Origin of the sequence: Escherichia sp. MOD1-EC4550 (assembly GCF_963876935.1) — a bacterium.
In the GTDB taxonomy this organism is placed as follows: Bacteria; Pseudomonadota; Gammaproteobacteria; order Enterobacterales; family Enterobacteriaceae; genus Escherichia; species Escherichia coli_F.
Genome location: NZ_CAWNSE010000001.1, coordinates 250,022 through 276,349 on the forward strand (window position 1 = coordinate 250,022; position 26,328 = coordinate 276,349).

Below are 26,328 nucleotides of genomic sequence, written 5' to 3' on the forward strand. Positions count from 1 at the left end.
AAATTTCATCTATGCGAAATGAGAGATAATAGTGGAACAGATTAATTCAAATAAAAAACATTCTGACAGAAGAAAATATTTTTCTTTATTAGCAGTGGTTTTATTTATTGCGTTTTCAGGAGCCTATGCCTATTGGTCACTGGAATTAGAAGACATGATTAGTACAGATGACGCCTATGTTACGGGGAATGCTGATCCAATTTCTGCACAAGTCTCAGGCAGTGTCACTGTCGTTAATCATAAAGATACGAACTTTGTTCGACAGGGTGACATTTTAGTTTCACTGGATAAAACTGATGCTACGATTGCACTCAATAAAGCTAAAAATAATCTGGCAAATATTGTGCGACAAACGAATAAACTATACTTACAGGATAAACAATACAGTGCCGAAGTCGCTTCAGCACGTATCCAGTATCAACAATCTTTAGAAGATTATAATCGTCGTGTGCCGCTAGCAAAGCAGGGGGTTATTTCAAAAGAAACGCTGGAGCACACCAAAAATACGTTAATAAGTAGCAAAGCGGCATTGAATGCAGCTATTCAGGCTTATAAAGCGAACAAAGCCTTAGTAATGAACACACCATTAAATCGCCAGCCACAAGTTGTTGAAGCTGCGGATGCAACCAAAGAAGCCTGGTTAGCGCTTAAGCGTACGGATATTAAGAGTCCGGTTACTGGTTATATTGCCCAGCGAAGTGTGCAGGTTGGCGAAACAGTGAGTCCTGGACAATCGTTAATGGCTGTCGTACCGGCACGTCAAATGTGGGTTAATGCCAACTTTAAAGAAACACAACTCACGGATGTACGGATTGGTCAATCGGTTAATATAATCAGCGATCTTTATGGTGAAAATGTTGTGTTTCATGGTCGGGTGACAGGGATCAATATGGGAACCGGCAATGCGTTCTCCTTATTACCTGCACAAAATGCGACAGGGAACTGGATCAAAATCGTTCAGCGTGTACCGGTTGAGGTGTCTCTGGATCCAAAAGAACTCATGGAACATCCCTTGCGCATTGGTTTATCGATGACTGCAACCATTGATACCAAGAACGAAGACATTGCCGATATGCCTGATCTGGCTTCATCCGTGACGTCCATGCCTGCTTACACCAGTAAGGCCTTAGTTATCGATACCAGTCCGATAGAAAAAGAGATTAACAACATTATTTCTCATAATGGACAACTTTAATGGCAATCACTAAATCAACTCCGGCACCATTAACCGGTGGGACGTTATGGTGCGTCACTATTGCATTGTCATTAGCGACGTTTATGCAAATGTTGGACTCCACTATTTCTAACGTCGCAATACCCACAATATCTGGCTTTCTCGGAGCATCAACGGACGAAGGCACATGGGTTATCACATCGTTTGGCGTAGCAAATGCCATTGCGATCCCTGTTACCGGCAGGCTGGCACAAAGAATAGGCGAATTAAGGTTATTTTTACTATCAGTAACCTTCTTTTCGCTGTCTTCATTAATGTGTAGTCTTTCGACTAATCTTGATGTTCTTATATTTTTTAGAGTCGTCCAGGGATTAATGGCGGGGCCGTTAATTCCATTGTCACAGAGTTTATTATTAAGGAATTATCCGCCAGAAAAAAGAACATTTGCTTTGGCGTTATGGTCAATGACTGTAATTATCGCTCCGATTTGTGGGCCGATATTGGGTGGCTATATTTGTGATAACTTTAGTTGGGGATGGATATTTTTAATCAATGTCCCTATGGGGATTATCGTCCTGACATTATGTTTAACTTTACTTAAAGGAAGAGAAACTGAAACTTCACCGGTCAAAATGAATTTACCAGGGTTGACCCTGTTAGTGCTCGGTGTTGGTGGCTTGCAAATAATGCTTGATAAAGGGCGCGATCTGGATTGGTTCAACTCGAGTACAATCATAATATTAACAGTAGTGTCAGTTATTTCTCTGATTTCTTTAGTCATTTGGGAGTCGACCTCAGAGAATCCGATTCTTGACCTCAGTTTATTCACGTCGCGTAATTTCACCATTGGTATTGTGTGTATCACATGCGCATATTTATTTTACTCTGGGGCGATTGTACTTATGCCGCAGTTGCTGCAGGAAACTATGGGGTATAATGCGATATGGGCCGGGCTTGCCTATGCGCCAATCGGCATAATGCCACTATTAATATCGCCTTTAATAGGACGTTATGGCAACAAAATTGATATGCGTGCATTGGTTACATTTAGTTTTTTGATGTATGCGGTTTGCTATTACTGGCGTTCTGTGACATTTATGCCAACGATTGATTTCACAGGCATCATTTTGCCACAGTTTTTCCAGGGATTCGCCGTTGCCTGTTTCTTTTTACCCTTAACAACGATTTCGTTTTCAGGGTTGCCAGATAATAAATTTGCCAATGCCTCGAGTATGAGTAATTTTTTTCGTACCCTGTCAGGATCAGTTGGTACGTCGTTGACAATGACGTTGTGGGGACGACGCGAATCGTTACACCATAGTCAGTTGACAGCAACCATCGATCAATTTAACCCCGTGTTTAATTCATCATCACAAATTATGGATAAATACTATGGTTCGCTTTCAGGGGTTCTTAATGAAATTAATAATGAAATAACCCAGCAGTCACTTTCTATTTCTGCAAATGAGATTTTCCGTATGGCGGCTATTGCTTTTATCTTACTTACAGTTTTAGTTTGGTTCGCGAGACCGCCGTTTACAGCGAAAGGCGTTGGGTGATGGTAAAAAGAGGAGGCTAGAGCAGGTAAGTCCGCGGAATTTTGAACCTGTACCATCATTTTATATGGATATTATCAGGCAGCATCGCTCACCCAGGGAAAGGATGGCGATGCTGCGGTGAAACGTTATTAACGGCCTTTAGCCAGATATTGCTTCATCTCTTCTTCTGGCACCATTCCACCTCCTGTCGCCCACACCAGATGAGTGGCATTACGCAGTTGTTCTGTGCTGAAACCTTGCATCTGTTGGTAAATTACTGATGCGCACACGCGCTGAGGCCCGGCCATACCCGCCAGTGCTGAAGGCTCAAGACGAATGTCTTCTTCCTGCGCCAGCCAGCCAAGCATGTCATACATGGTTTGATCGCTAAGGGTATAGAAGCCATCCAGCAGACGCTCCATTGCCCGCCCGACAAAGCCTGATGCGCGACCAACAGCAAGGCCATCCGCGGCGGTAAGGTTGTCGATACCAATATCCTGAACAGAAATCTGATCGTGTAATCCAGTATGGACGCCTAACAGCATACAAGGGGAGTGCGTGGGTTCGGCAAAAAAGCAGTGAACATGATCGCCAAACGCCAGTTTAAGACCGAATGCGACGCCACCAGGACCACCGCCAACACCACACGGCAGATAGACAAACAGAGGGTTATCAGCATCGACGATACGACCTTGCTTGGCAAATTGCGCTTTAAGACGCTGGCCTGCGACGGAATACCCAAGGAACAACGTGCGGGAATTCTCGTCATCAATAAAGAAACAGTTCGGGTCAGACTGCGCTGCTTTACGTCCTTCCTCGACGGCAACCCCATAATCTTGCTCATATTCCACGACCGTAACGCCATGGCTGCGCAGTTTCGCTTTTTTCCATGCTCGGGCATCAGCAGACATATGTACTGTCACCTTAAAGCCAATGCGGGCGCTCATAATACCGATTGATAACCCCAGATTTCCGGTTGAGCCCACAGCAATGCTGTATTGGCTAAAGAACTGCTTAAACTCCGGAGAAAGCAGTTTGCTGTAGTCATCTTCAAGCGTCAGCAACCCTGCTTCCAGAGCCAGTTTTTCTGCATGTGCCAGGACTTCATAAATCCCGCCGCGTGCTTTTATGGAGCCGGAAATAGGCAAATGGCTATCTTTTTTCAGTAACAGTTGCCCGCTGATCGGTTGCTGATATTCCTTTTCCAGCCGTTTTTGCATAGCCGGAATCGCAACCAGTTCTGATTCAATAATCCCTCCAGTGGCAGCAGTTTCAGAAAATGCTTTTGCCAGATAGGGGGCAAAACGAGATAAGCGCGCATGGGCGTCCTGAACATCCTGTTCGGTCAGGCCAACATAAGGTAAACCTTCAGCCAATGGAGTCGTGCCAGGATTAAACCAGGTGGTTTCTTTAAGAGCAACCAGATCCTTTACCAACGGATACTGGGCGATGAGCGAGTTCATTTTAGCGTTTTCCATAGTATGTCTCTTTGCGCTTCGATGATAAATGACAGCAGGAATGTGTCCGCCAGAGCGACGACTGAAGCGATAAATGTCGCTGTCGTATAGTATTTAAATGCTTCATTGAGCGTAGCGCCGCAATATTGCTTCACCAGCCAGAAAAGCGAGTCCGTAACGATCGTGCAGCCAATCGCAATAATTTCCGGGCTGATGTCTGGTTACAGCCACAGCACAATGATCCATATTTATATTTTTTCTCCGGGTGGGTGATGCCAGTCGGCATGTTTTACCTACTTGTCTGCATGGTGACACGTTGGCGAGAACAGAGGCGGAATTGGTTACAATTGTCCGGGAATTCTTGTTATTTTTTACTGTATTGTCGTGTCGGGTGATAGGACGTTGAGAATATCGCTGGATCTCGCCAGTGACGTCTGTTTCTGCTACAGTGCCCGTTTTACGGCAAACGGCTTGGGTATGGCTTCATTAAAGGATGTCGCACGCCTGGCGGGAGTGTCGATGATGACTGTCTCCCGGGTGATGCATAATGCAGAATCTGTGCGTCCTGCAACGCGTGACCGCGTATTGCAGGCAATCCAAACCCTGAATTATGTTCCTGATCTTTCCGCTCGTAAGATGCGCGCTCAGGGACGTAAGCCGTCGACTCTCGCCGTGCTGGCGCAGGATACTGCTACCACTCCTTTCTCTGTTGATATTCTGCTTGCCATTGAACAAACCGCCAGCGAGTTTGGCTGGAATAGTTTTTTAATCAATATTTTTTCTGAAGATGACGCTGCCCGCGCGGCACGTCAGCTGCTTGCCCTCCGTCCGGATGGCATTATCTATACTACAATGGGACTGAGGCATATCACGCTGCCTGAGTCTCTGCATGGTGAAAATATTGTATTGGCGAACTGTGTGGCGGATGACCCAGCGTTACCCAGTTATATCCCTGATGATTACACTGCCCAATATGAAGCAACACAGCATTTGCTCGCGGCGGGCTATCGTCAACCGTTATGCTTCTGGCTACCGGAAGGTGCGTTGGCAACAGGGTATCGTCGGCAGGGATTTGAGCAGGCCTGGCGTGATGCTGGACGAGATCTGGCTGAGGTGAAACAATTTCACATGGCCATAGGTGATGATCACTACACCGATCTCGCAAGTATACTCAATGCCCACTTCCAGTCTGGAAAACCAGATTTTGATGTTCTGATTTGTGGTAACGATCGCGCAGCCTTTGTGGCTTATCAGGTTCTTCTGGCGAAGGGGGTACGTATCCCGCAGGATGTCGCCGTAATGGGCTTTGATAATCTGGTTGGCGTCGGGCATCTGTTTTTACCGCCGCTGACCACAATTCAGCTTCCACATGACATTATCGGGCGGGAAGCTGCATTGCATATTATTGAAGGTCGTGAAGGGGGAAGGGTAACGCAGATCCCTTGCCCGCTGTTGATCCGTTGTTCCACCTGATATTATGTTACCCCAGTTGCCAGAGTGCTCCATGTTGCAGCACGGCCACTCCGTGGGCGGCATAGAGCGACAGTTCCCGTTCTTCTGGCTGCGGATAGATTCGGCTACTCATCACAGCTTCCCCGTCGTTAATAAATACTTCCACGGATGATGTATCGATAAATATCCTTAGGGCGAGCGTGTCACGCTGCGGGAGGGGAATACTACGGTAACCATCTAAATTCTCGTGTGGGTAATACCGCCACAAAACAAGTCGCTCAGATTGGTTATCAATATACAGCCGCATTCCCGTGCCGAGCTGTAATCCGTAATGTTCGGCATCGCTGTTCTTCAGAGCCCACTGCAACTGAATCTCAACCGCTTGCGCGTTTTCCTGCAAAACATATTTGTTGCTGATTGTGTGGGGAGAGATTGATTGATGCTGCTGGCGTAACGACTCAGCTTCGTGTACCGGGCGTTGTAGGAGTTTGCCATTGCTCTCAGATAGCTCGCGCGCCAGCGTCATGCAGCCTGCCCAGCCTTCACGTTTTGAGGGCATTGGCGATTCCCACATATCCATCCAGCCGATAACAATACGCCGACCATCCTTCGCTAAAAAGCTTTGTGGTGCATAAAAGTCATGCCCATAATCAAGTTCAGTAAAATGCCCGGATTGTGCAAAAAGTCGTCCTGGCGACCATATTCCGGGTATTACACCACTTTGAAAGCGATTTCGATAATTGTATCCCTCGGCATTCATTCCCTGCGGGGAAAACATCAGATAATGTTGATCGCCAAGGCTGAAAAAGTCCGGACATTCCCACATATAGCTTTCACCCGCATCAGCGTGGGCCAGTACGCGATCGAAAGTCCATTCACGCAATGAACTGCCGCGATAAAGCAGGATCTGTCCCGTGTTGCCTGGGTCTTTCGCCCCGACTACCATCCACCAGGTGTCGGCTTCACGCCACACTTTAGGATCGCGGAAGTGCATGATTCCTTCTGGTGGAGTGAGGATCACACCTTGTTTCTCGAAATGAATACCATCCCGGCTGGTAGCCAGACATTGTACTTCACGAATTGCATCGTCATTACCTGCACCATCGAGCCAGACGTGGCCGGTGTAGATAAGTGAGAGGACACCATTGTCATCAACAGCACTACCTGAAAAACACCCGTCTTCGTCATTCTCGTCTCCTGGCGCTAGCGCAATAGGCTCGTGCTGCCAGTGGATCATATCGTCGCTGGTGGCATGTCCCCAGTGCATTGGCCCCCAGTGTTCGCTCATCGGGTGATGCTGATAAAACGCGTGATAACGATTGTTAAACCAGATCAGGCCGTTTGGATCGTTCATCCACCCGGCTGGAGGCGCGAGGTGAAAATGGGGATAAAAAGTATTCCCCCGGCGCTCGTGAAGTTTTGCTAGTGCGTTTTGCGCCGCATGCAATCGAGATTGCGTCATTTTAATCATCCTGGTTAAGCAAATTTGGTGAATTGTTAACGTTAACTTTTATAAAAATAAAGCCCCTTATCTTTATAAATGTGATTAATATCACAAATGTTAACGTTAACTATGACGTTTTGTGATCGAATGTGCATGTTTTAGTAAATCCATGACGATTTTGCGAAAAAGAGGTTTATCACTATGCGTAAGTCAGATGAATTTGAGGGAAAAAATGTCAGCCAAAGTATGGGTTTTAGGGGATGCGGTTGTCGATCTCTTGCCTGAATCAGACGGGCGCCTACTGCCTTGTCCTGGCGGCGCGCCAGCTAACGTTGCGGTGGGAATCGCCAGATTAGGCGGAATAAGTGGGTTTATAGGCCGGGTGGGTGATGATCCTTTTGGCGCGTTAATGCAAAGAACGCTGCTAACGGAGGGAGTCGATATCACGTATCTGAAGCAGGATGAATGGCACCGAACATCCACGGTGCTTGTCGATCTGAACGATCAGGGGGAACGTTCATTTACGTTTATGGTCCGCCCTAGTGCCGATCTTTTTTTAGAGACGACTGACTTGCCCTTCTGGCGACATGGCGAATGGTTACATCTCTGTTCTATTGCGTTGTCTGCTGAACCTTCGCGTACCAGCGCATTTACTGCGATGACGGCGATCCGGCATGCCGGAGGTTTTGTCAGCTTCGATCCCAATATTCGTGAAGATCTGTGGCAAGACGAGCATTTGCTCCGCTTGTGTTTGCGACAGGCGCTACAACTGGCGGATGTCGTCAAGCTCTCGGAAGAAGAATGGCGACTTATCAGCGGAAAAACACAGAACGATCGGGATATATGTGCTCTGGCAAAAGAGTATGAGATCGCCATGCTGTTGGTGACTAAAGGTGCAGAAGGGGTGGTGGTCTGTTATCGAGGACAAGTTCACCATTTTGCTGGAATGTCTGTGAATTGTGTCGATAGCACGGGGGCGGGAGATGCGTTCGTTGCCGGGTTACTCACAGGTCTTTCCTCTACAGGATTAGAGACCGATGAGAGAGAAATGCGACGAATTATCGATCTCGCTCAACGTTGCGGAGCGCTTGCAGTAACGGCGAAAGGGGCAATGACAGCGCTGCCATGTCGACAAGATCTGGAATAGTGAGAAATAAACGGCGAGGCCGTTCTTGTCTCTGAATAGGACGTGAATATTTTAACGACAGGCAGGTAATTATGGCACTGAATATACCATTCAGAAATGTGTACTATCGTTTTGCATCCAGTTACTCATTTCTCTTTTTTATTTCCTGGTCGCTGTGGTGGTCGTTATACGCTATTTGGCTGAAAGGACATCTAGGGTTGACTGGGACGGAATTAGGTACACTTTATTCGGTCAACCAGTTTACCAGTATTCTATTTATGATGGTCTACGGCATCGTCCAGGATAAACTCGGTCTGAAGAAACCGCTTATCTGGTGTATGAGTTTCATCCTGGTCTTGACCGGACCGTTTATGATTTACGTTTATGAACCGTTACTGCAAAGCAATTTTTCTGTAGGTCTAATTTTGGGGGCGCTCTTTTTTGGCTTGGGGTATCTGGCGGGCTGCGGTCTGCTTGATAGCTTCACCGAAAAAATGGCACGAAATTTTCATTTCGAATATGGAACAGCGCGCGCCTGGGGATCTTTTGGCTATGCGATTGGCGCGTTCTTTGCTGGCATATTTTTCAGTATCAGTCCCCATATCAACTTCTGGTTGGTTTCGCTATTTGGCGCTGTATTTATGATGATCAACATGCGTTTTAAATATCAGGATCAGCAGTGCGTAGCGGCAGATGCGGGAGGGGTAAAAAAAGAGGATTTTATTGCAGTTTTCAAGGATCGAAACTTCTGGATTTTCGTCATATTTATTGTGGGGACGTGGTCTTTCTATAACATTTTTGATCAACAGCTCTTTCCTGTTTTTTATGCAGGTTTATTCGAATCACACGATGTAGGAACGCGCCTGTATGGTTATCTCAACTCATTCCAGGTTGTACTCGAAGCGCTGTGCATGGCCATTATTCCTTTCTTTGTTAACCGGGTAGGGCCAAAAAATGCATTACTTATCGGTGTTGTGATTATGGCGTTGCGTATTCTTTCCTGCGCACTGTTCGTTAATCCCTGGATTATTTCATTAGTGAAGCTGTTACATGCCATTGAGGTTCCACTGTGTGTCATTTCCGTCTTCAAATACAGCGTGGCAAACTTTGATAAGCGCCTGTCGTCGACGATCTTTCTGATTGGTTTTCAAATTGCTAGTTCGTTGGGGATTGTGTTGCTTTCAACGCCGACTGGAATACTTTTTGACCATGCAGGTTACCAGACGGTTTTCTTCGTAATTTCGGGTATTGTCTGCCTGATGTTGTTATTTGGCATTTTCTTCCTGAGTAAAAAGCGTGAGCAAATGGTGATGGAAACGCCTGTACCTTCTGCAATATAGACGTAAACTCTTTTCGGTTGTTGTCGATAGCTCTATATCCCTCAACCGGAAAATAATAATACCAAAATGCTTAGCGCGGCTAATAATCGCCTAATCCAAACGCCTCATTCATGTTCTGGAACAGTCGCTCAAATGTTCTCAGGATACGCGGTTCGCTGATTTCCAGGAAATTGTCGTAATTCAGCGACCTGTCCCGTGTATCACGGGCCTGCTAATCCATCAAGGAATGCATTGCGGAGTGAAGTATCGAGTCAAGCCAGATTTCGCGATCAGGATTCTGTGTGATGATTACATTGCCAGGCCCGGGGCTGTTTAGTCATCGCCGCACAGTGCTGAGATTTCAACCTGTTGCAGGGAAAATGAGTAGATTTAGGGCAAGTGTGCTGCCAAACCCAACTTTTACGCGGGGAAGGTAGATTTCGTTGGAAGGATAAATGGTGTCCCCTGCAGGAATCGAACCTGCAATTAGCCCTTAGGAGGGGCTCGTTATATCCATTTAACTAAGAGGACAATGCGGCATGAGTATACCCGCTAATGCTCAGCGGGGTAAGTACACTGCCGCTCGATTGCTTAAACCCTCGCCATTTATGCCGGGTTTTTATCATTTTTCTTAATGTTTTCCGCACGTTCTGCTTTTTGTCGTGCTTCTGCTTTGCGCTTGTTGCTCATGTCGTTACGGATCTGTGCATGACTCATTAACGCGAAGATAAAGGTGCCGCCGCAGATGTTTCCTGCCAGAGTAGGTAACGCGAAGGGCCAGATGAAATCGCTCCAGTGCAGCGTGCCGTTAAATACCAGATAGAGGATTTCTACAGAACCGACAACGATGTGGGTGGTGTCTCCGAGGGCGATAAGCCAGGTCATTAATATAATCACTACAATCTTTGCCGCACCCGCTGCAGGAAACATCCATACCATAGTGGCGATCAGCCAGCCGGAAATGATCGCGTTGGCAAACATCTCACTGGGGGTGTTCTTCATCACATCCATGCCGATTTTTACAAATGCATCGCGAGTTTCTTCATTAAAGATAGGCATATATTCAAATGCCCACGCCGCAATACCTGTCCCGAGAATATTCCCCAGCAGCACGACGCCCCATAACCGCATAAGTAAGCCGACGTTGCTCATTGTCGGTTTTTGCATGACGGGTAGTACCGCAGTCACGGTGTTTTCGGTAAATAATTGCTGGCGGGCCATAATGACGATAATAAAGCCAAAGGTATAACCGAGATTCTCCAGCAAGAAACTGCCCGGCACGCCTTCCAGTTCGACATGAAATATCCCTTTTGCCAGTAGTGAAGCGCCCATCGACAGACCCGCCGCAATGGCTGACCACAGTAGCGCCATTGCGTCGCGTTCCAGCTCTTTTTCACCATCCTGGCGGATATGTTCATGAATTGCCATCGCCCGGGAGGGGAGTCGGTCTTCATCTATTTCTATTTTTTTGCCGCGTTCTTTTTCTTCGCTCTCAACTTCAATTTCGTCGCTGTGTTGATCAATTTTGTCGTTGTCCATGGTCTCTTCTCTTGAATTAGCACGTATAGCTAAAGCGTAGCGGCTTTTTTGCTCGCAACTGGCGGGAGTTACTCTGAAAATGTAGAAAAGGCTGTGTTTGCCTTTTTCTGTTTCTATAGAATCAAGTAGCCTACAGGGCGTCGATTACCAGGCTATGATCAAATCAGCAAATCAGGGCGTCTGGACATCAGTTGACGTGCTGTTACAATCGCCCACACCTAAACAGGCGGATACGGTATCGTTCCGTCATGGATGGCAAACTGCATAAGCCATAAAAAAACAGGGAGACATTTATGAAGCTTCGCCTGTCGGCGCTTGCTCTTGGAACTACGCTTCTGGTGGGGTGTGCGAGTTCCGGTACAGATCAGCAAGGGCGTTCTGACCCATTAGAAGGGTTCAACCGCACCATGTACAACTTCAACTTCAATGTATTAGACCCGTATATTGTTCGACCGGTCGCAGTCGCCTGGCGTGATTATGTTCCGCAACCGGCGCGTAACGGTTTGAGCAACTTTACCGGCAACCTTGAAGAACCTGCGGTGATGGTTAACTACTTCTTGCAGGGCGACCCTTATCAGGGGATGGTCCACTTTACCCGCTTTTTCCTGAACACTATTTTGGGGATGGGCGGCTTTATTGATGTTGCGGGGATGGCGAACCCGAAACTGCAACGGACTGAACCTCACCGCTTCGGTAGTACGCTTGGTCATTATGGCGTGGGGTATGGGCCGTACGTACAATTACCGTTCTACGGAAGCTTCACGCTGCGTGATGACGGCGGTGATATGGCGGATGGTCTTTACCCGGTTCTTTCCTGGCTGACCTGGCCGATGTCCGTGGGTAAATGGACGCTTGAAGGTATCGAAACCCGTGCGCAACTGCTGGATTCCGACGGCCTGCTGCGTCAGTCGTCCGACCCATACATTATGGTGCGCGAAGCGTACTTCCAGCGTCATGATTTCATCGCCAATGGCGGCGAACTCAAACCGCAGGAAAACCCGAACGCGCAAGCGATTCAGGATGAGTTAAAAGATATCGATTCTGAATAAGAAACAAATAAAAAAGGTGAGTCGCAAAACTCACCTTTTTTGTTGTTATCCCTCAATTACCACAAGTAAAAGGAGACAAACCAACAATGACCCGGACGAAATTATGTAAAAATACTGATGTTCGTCACTGACTGTTTCCGATATTCAGACGTTGAAAAATCAAAAAACTGGACAAATAATTTTAATTATCATCAAAATTAACACCCAACGCAGATAGTTGTTTAATTTCACTTTGATATTTCATCTGGCGATTTTGAAGTCTTTTTTCAACTTTATCTTCGATTTCCTTAAACTGTTTATATTCATTTTGAGAATTGTCAACGTCAACTTCGTTAGCGAATAAAGTAGAAATTATTTCTTTTACATTATCGCGTCTAAATTTTGCATCGTCCACTTGAAAATTGTATCTTATTGCTCGACCTAAACGTTTAAAAACTTCGTTAGGTTCTCTCAGTCTTTCCCCGTTGAGCTCGTTTACAACCTGATGATCGGAACCTGTTGCGAATGATTCTGCCATGATAGCTTTACTGCTTTCAAACCACGCTGAAGCATTCCTGGCGTTTTTACTACAATATTGGGTGAGACTATCACCATCAATACGAATTCCTCTTTGAATGTGGTAGTCGTCCTGATCGTAGTAACCGAGAGATAAGTAATCATTTCCGTTTTTATTTTTAATTACAATAGCGAGAGAGTCGCCTTTTTTATCTTTACCGTACCAGGTAAATAAGTCCGTTGGTTCGCTTTTCCCGCTCTCATCAAATTTCGTTACCGTATGTCTGAGTTTGTGCGATATTTTATCGAAGATAAAACCAGGATTTCCATCATATATTTCTTTTATTGCGCTGAAGATCATTTCCTTGTTATGGATATCATGAGTATTCTCTACTACATTTTTACTGATGATGGTTTGACCGACTTTTTTGTTTTCATCGTTCGCAGGTGATTTTGTTGGTTCTTGATTATGAATACCAATAATACCATCATCAGTATATTCAGCATTATTTATATCATCATGAGTCTTCTCAACTATGTTGTCATTAATGATAGTACGGACGAGTTCTTTGTCTTTATAGTTCGCAGATAATTTTATTGGTTCTTGGTTGTTGATACCAATAGTAATATAGTCTGTATCATTGGAGCCAATATCAATATAAGTAACTGAGGAATTATTGATAATTATTCTATCAGGTTCACCGGTTCCTCGTATGGCATTTTTTATAAGCTCAAGTAGATGTTTAATACAGGTACTTATTCCTTCCTTGCCATTAAAAAGGTTTTTGAACTCTTGTACTAATCCATTAACTTCATTATTGTTATTTTCATTGGTGGATTCTGTGTAAGTAGGGCAGGTATTGTTGATTGAAACAGCTGGTAGCATGATTTTATTCCACGTTGATTGATTTGTTGCAAATATATATTACCTAATAAAATAGACTATCAAAAAACGCTCATTTATTTAGAACCTATCTTTAATTTGAGTGTATGAGCGCATAATAGCCAGGGTGGTTTGAGTATCCTGGAAATTCAGAAAAGTAAACTCATTGAGAAGGACGAGCAGAATGCCTGATAATCTGTCTTTCCCTTCAGGCCTGTTTGTGGATAACGCTTACAGATTTGCAAGGGCAAGCTGACATCAGGCTGTTTGCAAAATTGTCTTATCTCAGGAGGCAAGCAATGAGGAAACTACTTTCGGTGAAGAGAGGGAGTTAAAGCCACCTGCTATGCAGGTGACTTTAACCCGGTAAACGCGTTATCAGAATGCGTAGTTAAAGTTCGTCCCGAACAGCCAGGCTTTACCTTCAGACTCGAACTGATATGGCCCTTCGTTAATTTTCACGCTCTGGCCGTGCATATAAGAAACACCAACGTCGACTGAAGCATCTTTATTAAATGCGTAAGTCGTACCTGCACTCAGCCAGAAACGGTCCTGGTCCGGAATGGAGATAGAACGATTCTGTGCCGGAACTGGGCTGTCATCGAAGGCGATACCGGTACGGAAGGTCCAGTTATCATCGTAGTAATAAGTGGTACCCAACGCGATGCGGTAAGCATCTTTAAAGCCTTCATGTTTCTGGAACAGCGTGTCGCCACTCGTTGAGGTCGCTTTCAGTTGCTGGAACTGACTCCAGCTGGTGTAAGCCAGGCTATAGTGAATTGCCCACTGCGGATCAACACGGTTATAACCCGACACTTCCCACATTTCAGGCAGGTTCAGCGTCAGATAACCCGACTGCGTTGCGCCACCTGTCGCGGTAGGAATTGGCAAACCGTAGTTATTAAAAGCCGGGTTAAGATCGCTGCTGTAGTTACCCTTGAAGTCAATTTTCACTTCAGAGCGGTAGGTCAATGCGTAGCGGTTGTTTTTATCCAATTCGTACAGGATCCCGGCGTTCCAGCCAAAGCCCCACTGGTTACCGTTCAGGTGAGCGATTTTGGTATTACTGTCGATGCCGTTGGCGGTAGCTGCTAATGCTTGCCCCTGAGGAGTCCGCCCAGCAGGAGATTGCATAATCTGACCAGCCACCAGTTGCCCCAGATCGCCTGCAAAACGTTCAATTTTCGCACGAGCGTAGACGGCGTTGAAACCGAGACCAAAGCTCCATGCATTATTTAAGCGATATGCACCGCTTAAGTTCAGGTTCATGGTTTCGAGGTCGGTGGTACCACCGACAGAACCGCCTGCATAAGTATCGTTAAACTCTGTCGCCAGACCATAGTTAGAGGTAATAGAAGCCCCCCAACCAAATTGGTCGTTAATCGGTGCAACAAAGTGCATATTCGGAACCCATGCCGTAGGCGCGATATTATCGGCTTTCAGGCTACGACCAGACGGAGACGTTCCGCTGATATTTACGTCCGGATCAATATAAACCGCACCTGCAGAAAATGTCGGGCGGTCAAACATGGTAATCAACGCGGGGTTACGGCTGACGTTACCTGCATCATCGGCAATAGCGCCTTCCCCTGAATAAGCCCGGCCCAGGCCAGAGGAAGAAAATTCGTTTAACTGAAAGCCTGCCGACCAGGCCTGGGTGGAGATAAGTGCCACTGCGACTGCGATAGCAGACTTTGTAAACAGGGTTTTCTGGCTCATGACCATAACCTCAATGATTTATTTTTATACAAACTATGTTACGTACTGTAACAGGAGCGCGAAGTGTAGGGTCTGAGGTACATCTTAGAAATCAGACCAGTGGCGAGAGTATAGGTCGGACCAGATGGAATGTTGCAAGTATGTTTCTATATTTTTTCAAATATGATCTAAGAAACGCGATCCAGCTGGCAAAATTTGGAGGTGGCGCACTCATGGATTCGGGTGAATTTTGTTTTAGATCATTTTTAAGTGTGATTTCGGTCACTTATCCGATTTTGCAGAATTAACAACTGGAGCAGCACTTTCCGGAAGCGTAAAATATCCCCAACGTTTATCTGGCACCTTAGGTGCACATACAGAGGAAATCAACGATGAGTAAATGTAGTGCTGATGAAACCCCGGTTTGCTGCTGTATGGATGTTGGCACCATTATGGACAACTCCGACTGCACCGCGTCTTACAGCCGCGTGTTTGCAAACCGCGCAGAAGCAGAACAAACGCTGGCGGCGCTGACTGAAAAAGCCCGTAGCGTGGAATCCGAACCTTGCAAAATCACCCCGACTTTCACTGAAGAGTCTGACGGTGTGCGCCTGGATATCGATTTCACTTTTGCCTGCGAAGCTGAAATGTTGATCTTCCAGCTGGGTCTGCGTTAATTCCTCTCGGGTATATACGCCCCTGTCAGTTCCTGGCGGGGGCGTTTTTATTTTCTCTTCCTCTTTTCTCTCTGTGTCATAGCTCCCACTTTCCCTTTTCTCCACTTGGCTAAATGTAAAAAAATGGTTAAGACTATGATCAGGTCAGACCACTTTATTTATTTTTTTACAGGGGAGTGTTATGGGTCAGGTTTTACCGCTGATTACCCGCCAGGGCGATCGTATCGCCATTGTTAGCGGCTTACGTACGCCTTTTGCCCGTCAGGCGACGGCTTTTCATGGCATTCCCGCTGTTGATTTGGGGAAGATGGTCGTAGGCGAATTGCTGGCACGCAGCGAGATCCCCGCCGAAGTGATTGAACAGCTGGTTTTTGGTCAGGTCGTACAAATGCCTGAAGCCCCCAACATTGCGCGTGAAATTGTTCTTGGCACCGGAATGAATGTCCATACCGATGCTTACAGCGTCAGCCGCGCTTGTGCTACCAGTTTTCAGGCGGTTGCAAACGTCGCCGAAAGCCTGATGGCGGGAACTATTCGTGCGGGGATTGCCGGCGGGGCAGATTCCTCTTCCGTATTGCCCATTGGTGTTAGTAAAAAATTGGCGCGCGTGTTGGTGGATGTCAACAAAGCCCGCACGATGAGCCAACGACTGAAACTTTTTTCTCGCTTGCGTTTGCGTGACTTAATGCCCGTACCGCCTGCGGTGGCGGAGTATTCCACAGGCTTGCGGATGGGCGACACCGCCGAACAAATGGCGAAAACCTACGGTATTACTCGCGAACAGCAAGATGCGCTGGCGCACCGTTCACATCAGCGTGCTGCTCAGGCATGGTCAGAAGGTAAACTCAAAGAAGAGGTAATGACCGCCTACGTTCCTCCTTATAAACAACCGCTCGCGGAAGACAACAATATTCGCGGCAATTCCACGCTTGCTGATTACGCAAAGCTGCGTCCGGCGTTTGATCGCAAACACGGGACGGTAACGGCAGCAAACAGTACACCGCTGACCGATGGCGCAGCGGCGGTGATCCTGATGACTGAATCGCGGGCGAAAGAATTGGGCCTGGTGCCGCTGGGATATCTGCGTAGCTACGCATTTACCGCTATTGATGTCTGGCAGGACATGTTGCTCGGCCCGGCCTGGTCAACGCCGCTGGCGCTGGAACGCGCTGGATTGACGATGGCCGATCTGACATTGATTGATATGCACGAAGCTTTTGCCGCCCAGACGCTGGCCAATATTCAGTTGCTTGGCAGCGAACGTTTTGCGCGCGACGTACTGGGGCGTTCCCATGCTACTGGTGAAGTGGACGATAGTAAGTTTAACGTGCTTGGTGGTTCCATTGCGTACGGGCATCCCTTCGCAGCGACTGGAGCGCGGATGATTACCCAGACATTGCATGAACTTCGCCGTCGCGGCGGTGGATTTGGCTTAGTGACCGCTTGTGCTGCTGGTGGGCTTGGTGCGGCAATGGTTCTGGAGGCGGAATAATGGAAATGGCATCAGCTTTTACTCTTAATGTTCGTCTGGACAACATTGCAGTCATCACCATCGACGTTCCCGGTGAGAAAATGAATACCCTGAAGGCGGAGTTTGCCTTGCAGGTGCGCACCATTATTAAGCAACTTCGCGAAAACAAAGAATTACGTGGAGTTGTATTTATCTCAGCGAAACCGGACAACTTTATCGCCGGAGCAGACATCAACATGATCGGCAACTGCAAAACGGCGCAAGAAGCGGAAGAGCTGGCGCGGCAGGGGCAACAGTTAATGGCGGAGATTCATGCTCTGCCTGTTCCGGTTATCGCGGCTATTCATGGCGCTTGCCTGGGGGGCGGGCTGGAACTGGCACTGGCGTGTCATGGCCGCGTCTGCAGTGACGATCCTAAAACGGTGCTTGGCTTGCCGGAAGTTCAGCTTGGATTATTGCCAGGTTCAGGCGGTACTCAGCGTTTGCCGCGCCTCATTGGCGTCAGCACCGCGCTGGAGATGATCCTCACAGGCAAGCAACTACGGGCAAAGCAGGCTTTAAAACTGGGGCTGGTGGATGATGTCGTTCCGCACTCTATTTTACTGGAATCCGCCGTTGAGTTGGCAAAGCAGGATCGACTATCTTCCCGCCCGCTACCTGTACGCGAGCGCATTCTGGCGGGGCCGCTAGGTCGTGCACTGTTGTTCAAAATGGTCGGCAAGAAAACAGAGCAGAAAACTCAGGGGAACTATCCGGCGACAAAACGCATTCTTGAAGTCATCGAAACCGGATTAGCGCAAGGCACCAGCAGCGGCTATGACGCGGAAGCCCGTGCCTTTGGTGAACTGGCGATGACACCACAATCGCAGGCTCTGCGTAGTATCTTTTTTGCCAGTACCGAAGTGAAGAAAGATCCGGGCAGTGATGCTCCGCCCGCGCCGTTAAATAGCGTAGGGATTTTAGGTGGTGGCTTGATGGGGGGCGGTATTGCTTATGTTACTGCTTGTAAAGCAGGTTTGCCGGTCAGAATTAAAGATATCAACCCGCAGGGCATAAATCATGCATTGAAGTACAGCTGGGATCAGTTGGAGGGCAAAGTGCGCCGCCGGCATCTCAAAGCCAGCGAACGTGACAAACAGCTGGCATTAATTTCGGGAACAACGGATTATCGCGGCTTTGCCCATCGTGACTTAATTATTGAAGCGGTGTTTGAAAATCTCGAATTAAAACAAAAGATGGTGGCAGAAGTAGAGGGAAATTGCGCCACTCATACCATCTTCGCTTCGAATACGTCATCTTTACCAATTAGTGATATTGCCGCTCACGCCTCGCGGCCGGAGCAGGTTATCGGTCTTCATTTCTTCAGCCCGGTAGAAAAAATGCCGCTGGTGGAGATCATTCCCCATACGGGGACATCGGTGCAAACCATCGCTACAACGGTAAAACTGGCGAAAAAACAGGGAAAAACGCCAATTGTTGTGCGTGACAAAGCCGGGTTTTATGTCAATCGCATTTTAGCGCCTTACATCAATGAAGCTATTCGCATGTTGACTGAAGGTGAACGGGTTAAGCATATCGATGCCGCACTGGTCAAGTTTGGTTTTCCGGTGGGACCAATCCAACTTTTGGATGAGGTAGGAATCGATACCGGGACTAAAATTATTCCTGTACTGGAAGCCGCTTATGGAGAACGTTTTAGCGCGCCTGCAAATGTTGTTTCTTCAATTTTGAATGACGATCGCAAAGGCAGAAAAAATGGTCGGGGTTTCTATCTTTATCGGCCGAAAGGGCGTAAAAGCAAAAAACAGGTCGATCCTGCTATTTATCCGCTGATTGGCGCGCAAGGGCAGGGGCGACTCTCCGCACCGCAGGTTGCTGAACGGTGTGTGATGATGATGCTGAATGAAGCTGTACGTTGTCTGGACGAGCAGGTTATCCGTAGCGTGCGTGACGGGGATATCGGCGCGGTATTTGGAATTGGGTTTCCGCCGTTTCTCGGTGGCCCATTTCGCTATATCGACGCTCTCGGTGCGGCAGAAGTGGTTGCAATAATGCAACGTCTGACCGCGCGGTACGGTTCTCGTTTTACCCCTTGCGATCGTTTAGTTGAGATGAGCGAGCGTGGGGAAAGTTTTTGGAAAACAACTGCAACTGACCTGCAATAAGAAGGTCAAAGTTATATGAATCCGCGCTGAATGGCGGAGTGTTGGTCAAAATGTAAACGCATATTGACTATACTTACGCCATTGAGGTAAAAAACAGCGTTTCATTCGGTGAATGGATAAGGCACAATGCCGGCCACCGTCGTGTTTCTCTGGTTTCAGATGAAACACGACGGGCGAATCTGGTTAACAAAAGCGGTGCAATATGCAAGTTTTTATCATGCGTCACGGCGACGCAGCCCTCGATGCCGCCAGTGATTCGGTTCGTCCTCTGACCACTAATGGTTGTGACGAATCTCGCCTGATGGCGAACTGGCTGAAAGGTCAAAAAGTGGAAATCGAACGTGTTCTGGTGAGCCCGTTCCTGCGAGCCGAGCAAACACTGGAAGAAGTGGCGGATTGTATGGACCTGCCTTCCAGCGTAGAAGTTCTGCCTGAGCTAACGCCCTGTGGCGATGTTGGTCTGGTCAGTGCGTATCTCCAGGCACTGACCAACGAAGGTGTCGAGTCGGTACTGGTTATCTCCCACTTACCATTAGTCGGGTATCTGGTTGCCGAGTTATGTCCGGGCGAAACGCCGCCTATGTTTACCACTTCAGCGATTGCCAGCGTAACACTTGATGAAAGTGGAAACGGCCAATTCAACTGGCAGATGAGCCCGTGTAATCTGAAGATGGCAAAAGCAATTTAAAAGCTCATATGCCCGGTTGCGTACGCGTATACCGGGCAAATTTTTTCTGTCCTAATTGTGAATATATTTTACATATCACGAATTTTATTATCTTTCTTGTTATTGAATATTGTAATAACACAGTGGAATAATGGTTTTGTATCTTGAATATAAATTAATTAATTTAATCAAGAATGAATCTTAGCAATAAATAAATGCAAAATCATTATAAATTCTTTTAGTGGTTTTTATATCCAATTCATTCATATCGGTTATGAAATTTTTATTTTTTTTGATGGCGCGCATGTATTTTTATTGAAAATCGAGAGGGATATTCTGGTTGTGTATTGATTAATTAAATCTACATAAAGTCTTTAAGTATTACTACATTGATTATTTTTAAAGATAAGACCAACATAACGACACACCAGAGAATATCTGTTTACATTCTATGATTATTTGGGACATATGATGTTCAATGGTTAACTAAAAGTGTCAGACATAATATATACAATAATATTATGTCAGTTGCTTGTATTATACATTTTAATGATTTAAGGACAAATAATGAGTAAGTTTGCCAAAACAGCCATTGCTGCCGCAATGGTAATGGGCGCAGTTGTCTCCGCGTCAGCCTTCGCTGCAGGCAACAACGGTACTGCACGTTTCTATGGCACCATTGAAGACTCTCCGTGCTCTATCGTTCCAGACGATCACAAACTGGAAGTGGATTTAGGCAACATTGGTGCAGAAGCACTCAAAAACAACGGGACTACCACGCCGAAAGACTTTCAGATTCGTTTACAGGACTGCGTATTTGATACCCAAACGAACATGGAAACGACATTCACCGGTAACGTTTCTACGGGAAACGAGAATTACTACACCATTTTTAATACCGATACAGGTGCTGCGTTTAACAATGTAAGCCTGGCGATTGGTGATAAGCAAGGTACTTCCTATAAAAGCGGTGCTGGTATTAAACAGCCGATCGTAAATGACTCAGTAACCAATAAAGGCAAACCTAAACAGACGCTGAACTTCAAAGCCTGGTTAGTTGGTGCGGCTGGTACGCCTGACCTGGGTGGTTTTGAAGCAAATACCACCTTCCAGATTACCTATCTCTAAGGTAATTCACCCCCATAGCATCTCGCTATGGGGGATTTTGGCGAGTTTTTGGACTTATTATAATAATCACGGATGAATACGTGTATGCCTGACCATTCCCTTTTCCGCTTACGGGCGCTTCCCTGGTGCGTTGCCGTGGCCATCTCTGGATGCCATATCAATGCCTGGGCTGATGAAGATATTCAGTTTGATTCCCGTTTTCTGGAATTAAAAGGCGACACGAAAATCGATCTAAAACGTTTTTCAAGCCAGGGTTATGTTGAACCGGGTAAATACAGTTTACAGGTTGAGGTGAATAAACAGCCATTACCCGGTGAATATGATATTTACTGGTATGCTGCAGAAAATGATGCCAATAAGACTTACGCCTGCCTGTCGCCAGACCTGGTGGCACTGCTTGGTTTCAAAGAAGACATTGCGAAAAATTTGCAATGGGTTCACGACGGTAAATGCCTTAAGCCAGGCCAATTTGACGGTCTGGAAATGCGTGTTGATTTAAGCCAGTCCGCGCTCCTTATCAGCTTGCCGCAGGCTTATCTTGAATACAGCGATGTCGACTGGGACCCTCCCTCGCGCTGGGATGATGGCATCTCAGGTTTAATTGCCGATTACAGCATCAACGCCCAAACCCGACACGAAGAAAATGGCGGTGATGACAGCAACGATATCAGCGGCAACGGTACGGTTGGCGTTAACCTCGGGCCGTGGCGCTTGCGAGCCGACTGGCAAAGCGATTATCAGCATACCCGCAGTAACGATAAAGAGACGGAAGACAGCACCGAAAGAAACTGGGACTGGAGCCGTTACTATGCCTGGCGCGCGTTACCGAGCCTGAAAGCCAAACTGGCACTCGGTGAAGATTACCTCGATTCCGATATTTTCGATGGCTTTAACTACATCGGCGGTAGTATCAGTACTGACGATCAAATGCTGCCGCCGAACCTGCGCGGCTATGCTCCAGATATTTCCGGCGTGGCCCATACGGCGGCGAAAGTCACCGTTAGCCAGGCCGGGCGCGTAATCTATGAAACCCAGGTGCCAGCCGGGCCATTCCGTATCCAGGATCTTGCCGATTTTAGCTCTGGTACGCTGCATGTGCGCATTGAAGAGGCAAACGGTCAGGTGCAGGAGTATGACATCAGCACTGCCTCCATGCCGTTCCTGACTCGCCCGGGCCAGGTGCGCTACAAAATTATGATGGGGCGACCACAGGAGTGGGGGCACCATGTGCAAGGCGGGTTCTTTTCCGGTGGCGAAGCGTCCTGGGGGATAGCAAACGGCTGGTCACTGTATGGCGGGGCGCTTGGCGATGAAAATTACCAGTCAGCCGCGCTTGGGATTGGTCGCGATCTCTCCGTTTTCGGTGCGATGGCCTTTGATATCACCCACTCGCATACCCGACTTGACGATTCGACCGCTTACGGAAAAAGCACGCTCGACGGTAACTCTTTCAGAGTCAGTTATTCCAAAGATTTTGATGAACTCAACAGCCGCGTCACCTTCGCCGGATACCGCTTCTCGGAAGAGAACTATATGACCATGAGCGAGTACCTGGACGCAAATGACAGCGCAATGGTCCGCTCAGGCAATGATAAAGAGATGTACACCGCCACTTATAACCAGAACTTCAGGGATGCCGGTGTTTCTGTTTACCTGAACTATACGCGTCACACCTACTGGGATCGTGAGGAACAGACCAACTACAACGTAATGCTCTCCCACTATTTCAATATGGGCGGCATTCGGAACATGAGTATCTCTCTGACCGGTTATCGCTACGAGTATGACGATAGCGATGACAAAGGCGTCTACATCTCCTTAAGTATGCCGTGGGGCGATAGCAGCGTTGTGAGTTACAACGGCAACTACGGTAGTGGTTCAGACAGCAGCCAGGTAGGGTATTTCAGTCGTATCGATGACGCCAGTCATTATCAGATAAACGTGGGCAACAGTGAAAATCACTCCAGCGTGGATGGTTATTACAGCCGTGACGGTTCAATGGCCCATGTGGATCTCAATGCCAACTACCATGAAGGGCAGTACACCTCTGCCGGGTTGTCGCTACAGGGCGGCGCTACGCTCACGGCTCACGGTGGCGCGTTGCACCGTACTCAAAATATGGGCGGTACGCGATTACTGATTGACGCTGACGGTGTCGCGGACGTACCGGTCGAAGGAAATGGTGCCGCGGTGTACACCAATATGTTTGGCAAAGCCGTCGTTGCCGACGTCAATAACTACTACCGTAACCAGGCCACGATTGACCTGACCAAACTGCCGGAAAACGCCGAAGCCACGCAGTCTGTCGTGCAGGCGACGCTTACCGAAGGCGCTATTGGCTATCGTCAGTTTGCGGTCATCAGTGGGCAAAAGGCGATGGCTGTCCTGCGCATGAGTGATGGCAGTTACCCGCCATTTGGTGCGGAAGTGAGAAACGAACACGACCAGCAGGTCGGCCTGGTTGATGATGACGGCAACGTCTATCTGGCCGGGGTAAAAGCGGGCGAACACATGCGTGTCTCATGGAATGGCGAACCCCACTGTGAGATTTCTCTGCCAGACCCGCTACCCGCCGACCTGTTCAATGGCTTGTTACTGCCGTGCAAGCAACAAGGCGCGGTGATGCCTGCGGCTCCGGCAGAGATTAAACCGATGATTCAGGAACAAACGCAGCAGGTCACACCTGGCGCGGAACCCATGGCTATTTCAGCAAACCAATAACGTGATTAAGGATTGATCCATGTTTACATTGACTCGCTCTGCAAAAAGAGTTGCCCCTGCGTTGGCGCTGCTGGCGGCGGCCGCCAGTTTTACCACCCACGCATCGGTGACGCCCGACCGTACACGCCTGGTCTTCAATGAAGGCGACAAATCTATAAGCGTCACGTTGCGCAATAACGACCCGAAGCAGCCCTACCTGGCACAAAGCTGGATGGAGGACGAAAAGGGCAACAAAATCAGCTCGCCACTTACGGTACTGCCGCCGGTACAGCGTATTGATGCGATGATGAATGGTCAGGTAAAAGTCCAGAGAATGCCGGATATCAACAAGTTACCTGCCGATCGTGAGAGCATGTTCTACTTTAACGTGCGTGAAATTCCGCCAAAATCGAACAAACCTAATACGCTGCAAATTGCCCTGCAAACGCGTATCAAATTGTTCTGGCGACCCAAGGCACTGGCAAAAATTAACATGAGGGACCCGTGGCAGCACAAGGTGACGTTAACCCGCAATGGTCAGGCGTTCACCGTCAATAACCCCACGCCCTATTACGTGATTATCAGCAATGCCAGCACACAGAAAAATGGTAATCCGGCAGCCGGGTTTACGCCGCTGGTCATGCCGCCGAAATCGTCCGCACCGTTGAATGTGAAGATGGACACTGTGCCGGTGCTGACTTACGTCAACGACTACGGCGCGCGAATGTCGCTGAACTTTAAATGCACTGGCAATGATTGCCAGGTGGATGCAGAGCAAAGCCGCAAAGGCTGATGCCGGGAGAGTCTTATGAAATACACGTTTCTGGTGGGAACGGGCATTTTTCTCCTGAGCGGTTGGCTGATGGGGAACCTTGCCGTCGCAGGGCAAAGTAAACAGGTGTCATTGTCTTTGCGCGTTCTGGTGGATGGGCCACCGCCCTGTTCCGTAAAGGGGAGCAATGTGCAATTTGGCGAAGTCTACATTAGCAAAATCAATGGCACGAATTACCGCACTACGCAGCCGTTTTATACCCTGAACTGTAGTAGCAGGGCTTCAGGTATTGATGATCTGCGGATGCAGCTTAAAGGCACTACCACCGTGATTAACGGGGAAACTGTCATTGCGACGGAAATACCCGGCCTGGGCATTCGCATCGAAAACGGTGCCGATAACTCCCTGTTCAGAGTGGGTGAAGGTAACTGGTCTGATTTCAATGTTAACCAGTTGCCCAATCTCAAAGCGGTGCCGGTAAAACAGAGCGGAGTGCAGCTTACGCCAGCGGAATTTAACGCCAGTATGACGATGGTGGTGGATTACCAATGATAAAACTCTCATTACTTTTACTCTGCACCTGCGGTGGCGTTGCGCTGGCGTCTGACGATGACATCACCTTCCACGGTACGCTGGTGGCACCGCCTGCCTGTGCTATCAGCGATGGAAAGACCCTCGAAGTGGAATTTCGTGATCTCATCATCGACAGTATCAACGGAGACTATGGTCGCAAGGAAGTGGTATATGGCCTGAGCTGTGACTCTGACACGCGCGATCCCGAGTGGAATATGACACTCACCTGGACGGGTACGCAGACCGCCTACAATGACTCGGCTATCGAAACAGACGTTCCCGGCTTTGGTATTGAACTTCAGCACGATGGTCAGCCTTTTAAGCTGAATACTCCGCTTACTATTAACGCCACCGATTTTACCCAAAAGCCGAAGCTGGAAGCCGTGCCAGTGAAGTCAGCCGATGCGGTGCTGAGTGATACCACGTTTTCAGCCTATGCAACATTGCGGGTGGATTATCAATGAAGACAGAACGTATTTATTCGCTCGGCTATGGGCTGTTAGCGGGCCTGCTGTTGATCGGCAGCACGCGTGCCCTGGCCGTGGACAACAACCTGCATTTTTACGGCAATTTAATTAGCCGCTCTTGTACGCTGGTGGTTGAGAGCGGAAATCTGGCCGAAGTCCATTTTCCGACTATCAGTCGTCGGGATCTTATGGCTGCGGGGGAGTCTGCGCACGTTCCGGTGGTGTTTAAGCTGAAAGATTGTAAGGGGCCTGCGAGTTATCAGGTCCAGGTGACTCTTACCGGTACGGAAGACAGTGAACAGCCTGGTTTCCTGGCGCTGGATACCACATCAACCGCGCAAGGTGTGGGGATTGGGATGGAAACGACGGACGGTGTACGGGTGGCGATTAACGACCCAACCGGGGCGAAATTCACGCTTAGCGATGGCAGTAATGACATTAATTTCAGGGCCTGGTTACAGGCGAAAAGCGGTCGGGAAGTGACGATGGGCGATTTTACCGCCAACCTGACGGCGACCTTCGAGTATATATAAT

Annotated in this window: 21 protein-coding genes, 1 tRNA gene and 1 pseudogene; 16 read left to right on the forward strand and 7 right to left on the reverse strand. The window is 47.9% G+C overall.

Annotation, left to right across the window (positions count from 1 at the left end; all coding sequences use genetic code 11):
* The first annotated feature begins 31 nt into the window (after positions 1-31).
* Positions 32-1,195: a multidrug efflux MFS transporter periplasmic adaptor subunit EmrK gene (gene emrK / locus AACU19_RS01150; protein WP_105277967.1), complete on the forward strand. Its 1,164-nt coding sequence runs from the start codon at positions 32-34 to the stop codon at positions 1,193-1,195.
* On the forward strand, positions 1,195-2,733 hold the full coding sequence (emrY, locus tag AACU19_RS01155; protein WP_105277968.1) for a multidrug efflux MFS transporter permease subunit EmrY: 1,539 nt from the start codon (positions 1,195-1,197) through the stop codon (positions 2,731-2,733). The genes emrK and emrY overlap by 1 nt, the downstream gene beginning before the upstream one ends.
* Positions 2,734-2,861: 128 nt before the next feature.
* Here the strand turns inward: emrY and dsdA are convergent, their stop codons facing one another.
* Both dsdA and AACU19_RS01165 read right to left on the reverse strand, forming a co-directional pair.
* The gene (gene dsdA, locus AACU19_RS01160) at positions 2,862-4,190 is read right to left on the reverse strand and encodes a D-serine ammonia-lyase (RefSeq protein ID WP_105277969.1); all 1,329 of its coding nucleotides are present in this window, start codon (positions 4,188-4,190) and stop codon (positions 2,862-2,864) included.
* A pseudogene (locus AACU19_RS01165) lies at positions 4,172-4,390 on the reverse strand (GntT/GntP/DsdX family permease); the annotation flags it as partial. The pseudogene AACU19_RS01165 and the gene dsdA, both read right to left, overlap by 19 nt.
* A 256-nt stretch (positions 4,391-4,646) precedes the next feature.
* Here AACU19_RS01165 and AACU19_RS01170 point away from each other — a divergent pair.
* Positions 4,647-5,642, forward strand: coding sequence for a LacI family DNA-binding transcriptional regulator (locus tag AACU19_RS01170; RefSeq protein ID WP_032184766.1), 996 nt, complete (start codon positions 4,647-4,649; stop codon positions 5,640-5,642).
* Between the two features lie 7 nt (positions 5,643-5,649).
* Here AACU19_RS01170 and cscA read toward each other — a convergent pair whose 3' ends face one another.
* A complete protein-coding gene (gene cscA / locus AACU19_RS01175; protein WP_105277970.1) occupies positions 5,650-7,083 on the reverse strand; it encodes a sucrose-6-phosphate hydrolase in 1,434 nt (477 codons plus the stop codon).
* A 214-nt stretch (positions 7,084-7,297) separates the two neighbouring features.
* On the opposite strand from cscA, the gene AACU19_RS01180 reads away from it, so the two are divergent.
* Positions 7,298-8,212, forward strand: coding sequence for an aminoimidazole riboside kinase (locus tag AACU19_RS01180; protein ID WP_001274880.1), 915 nt, complete (start codon positions 7,298-7,300; stop codon positions 8,210-8,212).
* A gap of 71 nt (positions 8,213-8,283) precedes the next feature.
* Entirely contained in the window at positions 8,284-9,531 is a 1,248-nt protein-coding gene (locus AACU19_RS01185) for an oligosaccharide MFS transporter (protein WP_001197033.1), read from the forward strand.
* A gap of 435 nt (positions 9,532-9,966) precedes the next feature.
* On the opposite strand, the gene AACU19_RS01190 is transcribed toward AACU19_RS01185, so the two are convergent.
* Together AACU19_RS01190 and AACU19_RS01195 are read right to left on the reverse strand one after the other, a co-directional pair.
* Positions 9,967-10,041 (reverse strand) — tRNA-Arg (locus AACU19_RS01190).
* A 75-nt stretch (positions 10,042-10,116) separates the two neighbouring features.
* A complete protein-coding gene (locus AACU19_RS01195) occupies positions 10,117-11,049 on the reverse strand; it encodes a formate/nitrite transporter family protein (protein ID WP_000368131.1) in 933 nt (310 codons plus the stop codon).
* Positions 11,050-11,342: 293 nt separating this feature from the next.
* Here AACU19_RS01195 and mlaA point away from each other — a divergent pair, with 293 nt between their 5' ends.
* The gene (gene mlaA, locus AACU19_RS01200) at positions 11,343-12,098 is read left to right on the forward strand and encodes a phospholipid-binding lipoprotein MlaA (RefSeq protein WP_000776770.1); all 756 of its coding nucleotides are present in this window, start codon (positions 11,343-11,345) and stop codon (positions 12,096-12,098) included.
* Between the two features lie 181 nt (positions 12,099-12,279).
* On the opposite strand, the gene AACU19_RS01205 is transcribed toward mlaA, so the two are convergent.
* Both AACU19_RS01205 and fadL read right to left on the reverse strand, forming a co-directional pair.
* On the reverse strand, positions 12,280-13,479 hold the full coding sequence (locus AACU19_RS01205) for a hypothetical protein (protein ID WP_105277971.1): 1,200 nt from the start codon (positions 13,477-13,479) through the stop codon (positions 12,280-12,282).
* Between the two features lie 375 nt (positions 13,480-13,854).
* Positions 13,855-15,195 carry a long-chain fatty acid transporter FadL gene (fadL, locus tag AACU19_RS01210; RefSeq protein ID WP_001353061.1) on the reverse strand — a complete coding sequence of 447 codons (1,341 nt, stop codon included), beginning with the start codon at positions 15,193-15,195 and terminating at the stop codon, positions 13,855-13,857.
* A 371-nt stretch (positions 15,196-15,566) separates the two neighbouring features.
* Between fadL and AACU19_RS01215 the strand changes: the two genes are divergently transcribed.
* The 10 genes from AACU19_RS01215 (at position 15,567) to AACU19_RS01260 (ending at position 26,327) form a co-directional block, all read left to right on the forward strand.
* Entirely contained in the window at positions 15,567-15,851 is a 285-nt protein-coding gene (locus AACU19_RS01215) for a YfcZ/YiiS family protein (RefSeq protein ID WP_001296261.1), read from the forward strand.
* Positions 15,852-16,032: 181 nt separating this feature from the next.
* Positions 16,033-17,343 carry an acetyl-CoA C-acyltransferase FadI gene (gene fadI, locus AACU19_RS01220; RefSeq protein ID WP_032303470.1) on the forward strand — a complete coding sequence of 437 codons (1,311 nt, stop codon included), beginning with the start codon at positions 16,033-16,035 and terminating at the stop codon, positions 17,341-17,343.
* Positions 17,343-19,487, forward strand: coding sequence for a fatty acid oxidation complex subunit alpha FadJ (fadJ, locus tag AACU19_RS01225; protein ID WP_105277972.1), 2,145 nt, complete (start codon positions 17,343-17,345; stop codon positions 19,485-19,487). Before fadI ends, fadJ begins: the two co-directional genes overlap by 1 nt.
* 202 nt (positions 19,488-19,689) lie before the next feature.
* Positions 19,690-20,175 carry a phosphohistidine phosphatase SixA gene (gene sixA, locus AACU19_RS01230; RefSeq protein ID WP_001195813.1) on the forward strand — a complete coding sequence of 162 codons (486 nt, stop codon included), beginning with the start codon at positions 19,690-19,692 and terminating at the stop codon, positions 20,173-20,175.
* A gap of 546 nt (positions 20,176-20,721) precedes the next feature.
* Positions 20,722-21,282 (forward strand): fimbrial protein, encoded by a 561-nt coding sequence (locus AACU19_RS01235; protein ID WP_105277973.1) that lies wholly within the window; start codon positions 20,722-20,724, stop codon positions 21,280-21,282.
* Between the two features lie 84 nt (positions 21,283-21,366).
* Positions 21,367-24,003, forward strand: coding sequence for a fimbrial biogenesis outer membrane usher protein (locus AACU19_RS01240; RefSeq protein ID WP_105277974.1), 2,637 nt, complete (start codon positions 21,367-21,369; stop codon positions 24,001-24,003).
* Between the two features lie 19 nt (positions 24,004-24,022).
* Positions 24,023-24,775, forward strand: a complete 753-nt coding sequence (locus tag AACU19_RS01245; RefSeq protein ID WP_105277975.1) for a fimbria/pilus periplasmic chaperone — start codon at positions 24,023-24,025, stop codon at positions 24,773-24,775.
* A gap of 15 nt (positions 24,776-24,790) precedes the next feature.
* Positions 24,791-25,306 carry a fimbrial protein gene (locus AACU19_RS01250; RefSeq protein WP_105277976.1) on the forward strand — a complete coding sequence of 172 codons (516 nt, stop codon included), beginning with the start codon at positions 24,791-24,793 and terminating at the stop codon, positions 25,304-25,306.
* Positions 25,303-25,791, forward strand: coding sequence for a fimbrial protein (locus AACU19_RS01255; RefSeq protein ID WP_105277977.1), 489 nt, complete (start codon positions 25,303-25,305; stop codon positions 25,789-25,791). The genes AACU19_RS01250 and AACU19_RS01255 overlap by 4 nt, the downstream gene beginning before the upstream one ends.
* Positions 25,788-26,327: a fimbrial protein gene (locus AACU19_RS01260; RefSeq protein ID WP_103253491.1), complete on the forward strand. Its 540-nt coding sequence runs from the start codon at positions 25,788-25,790 to the stop codon at positions 26,325-26,327. Before AACU19_RS01255 ends, AACU19_RS01260 begins: the two co-directional genes overlap by 4 nt.
* Position 26,328 lies beyond the last annotated feature (1 nt).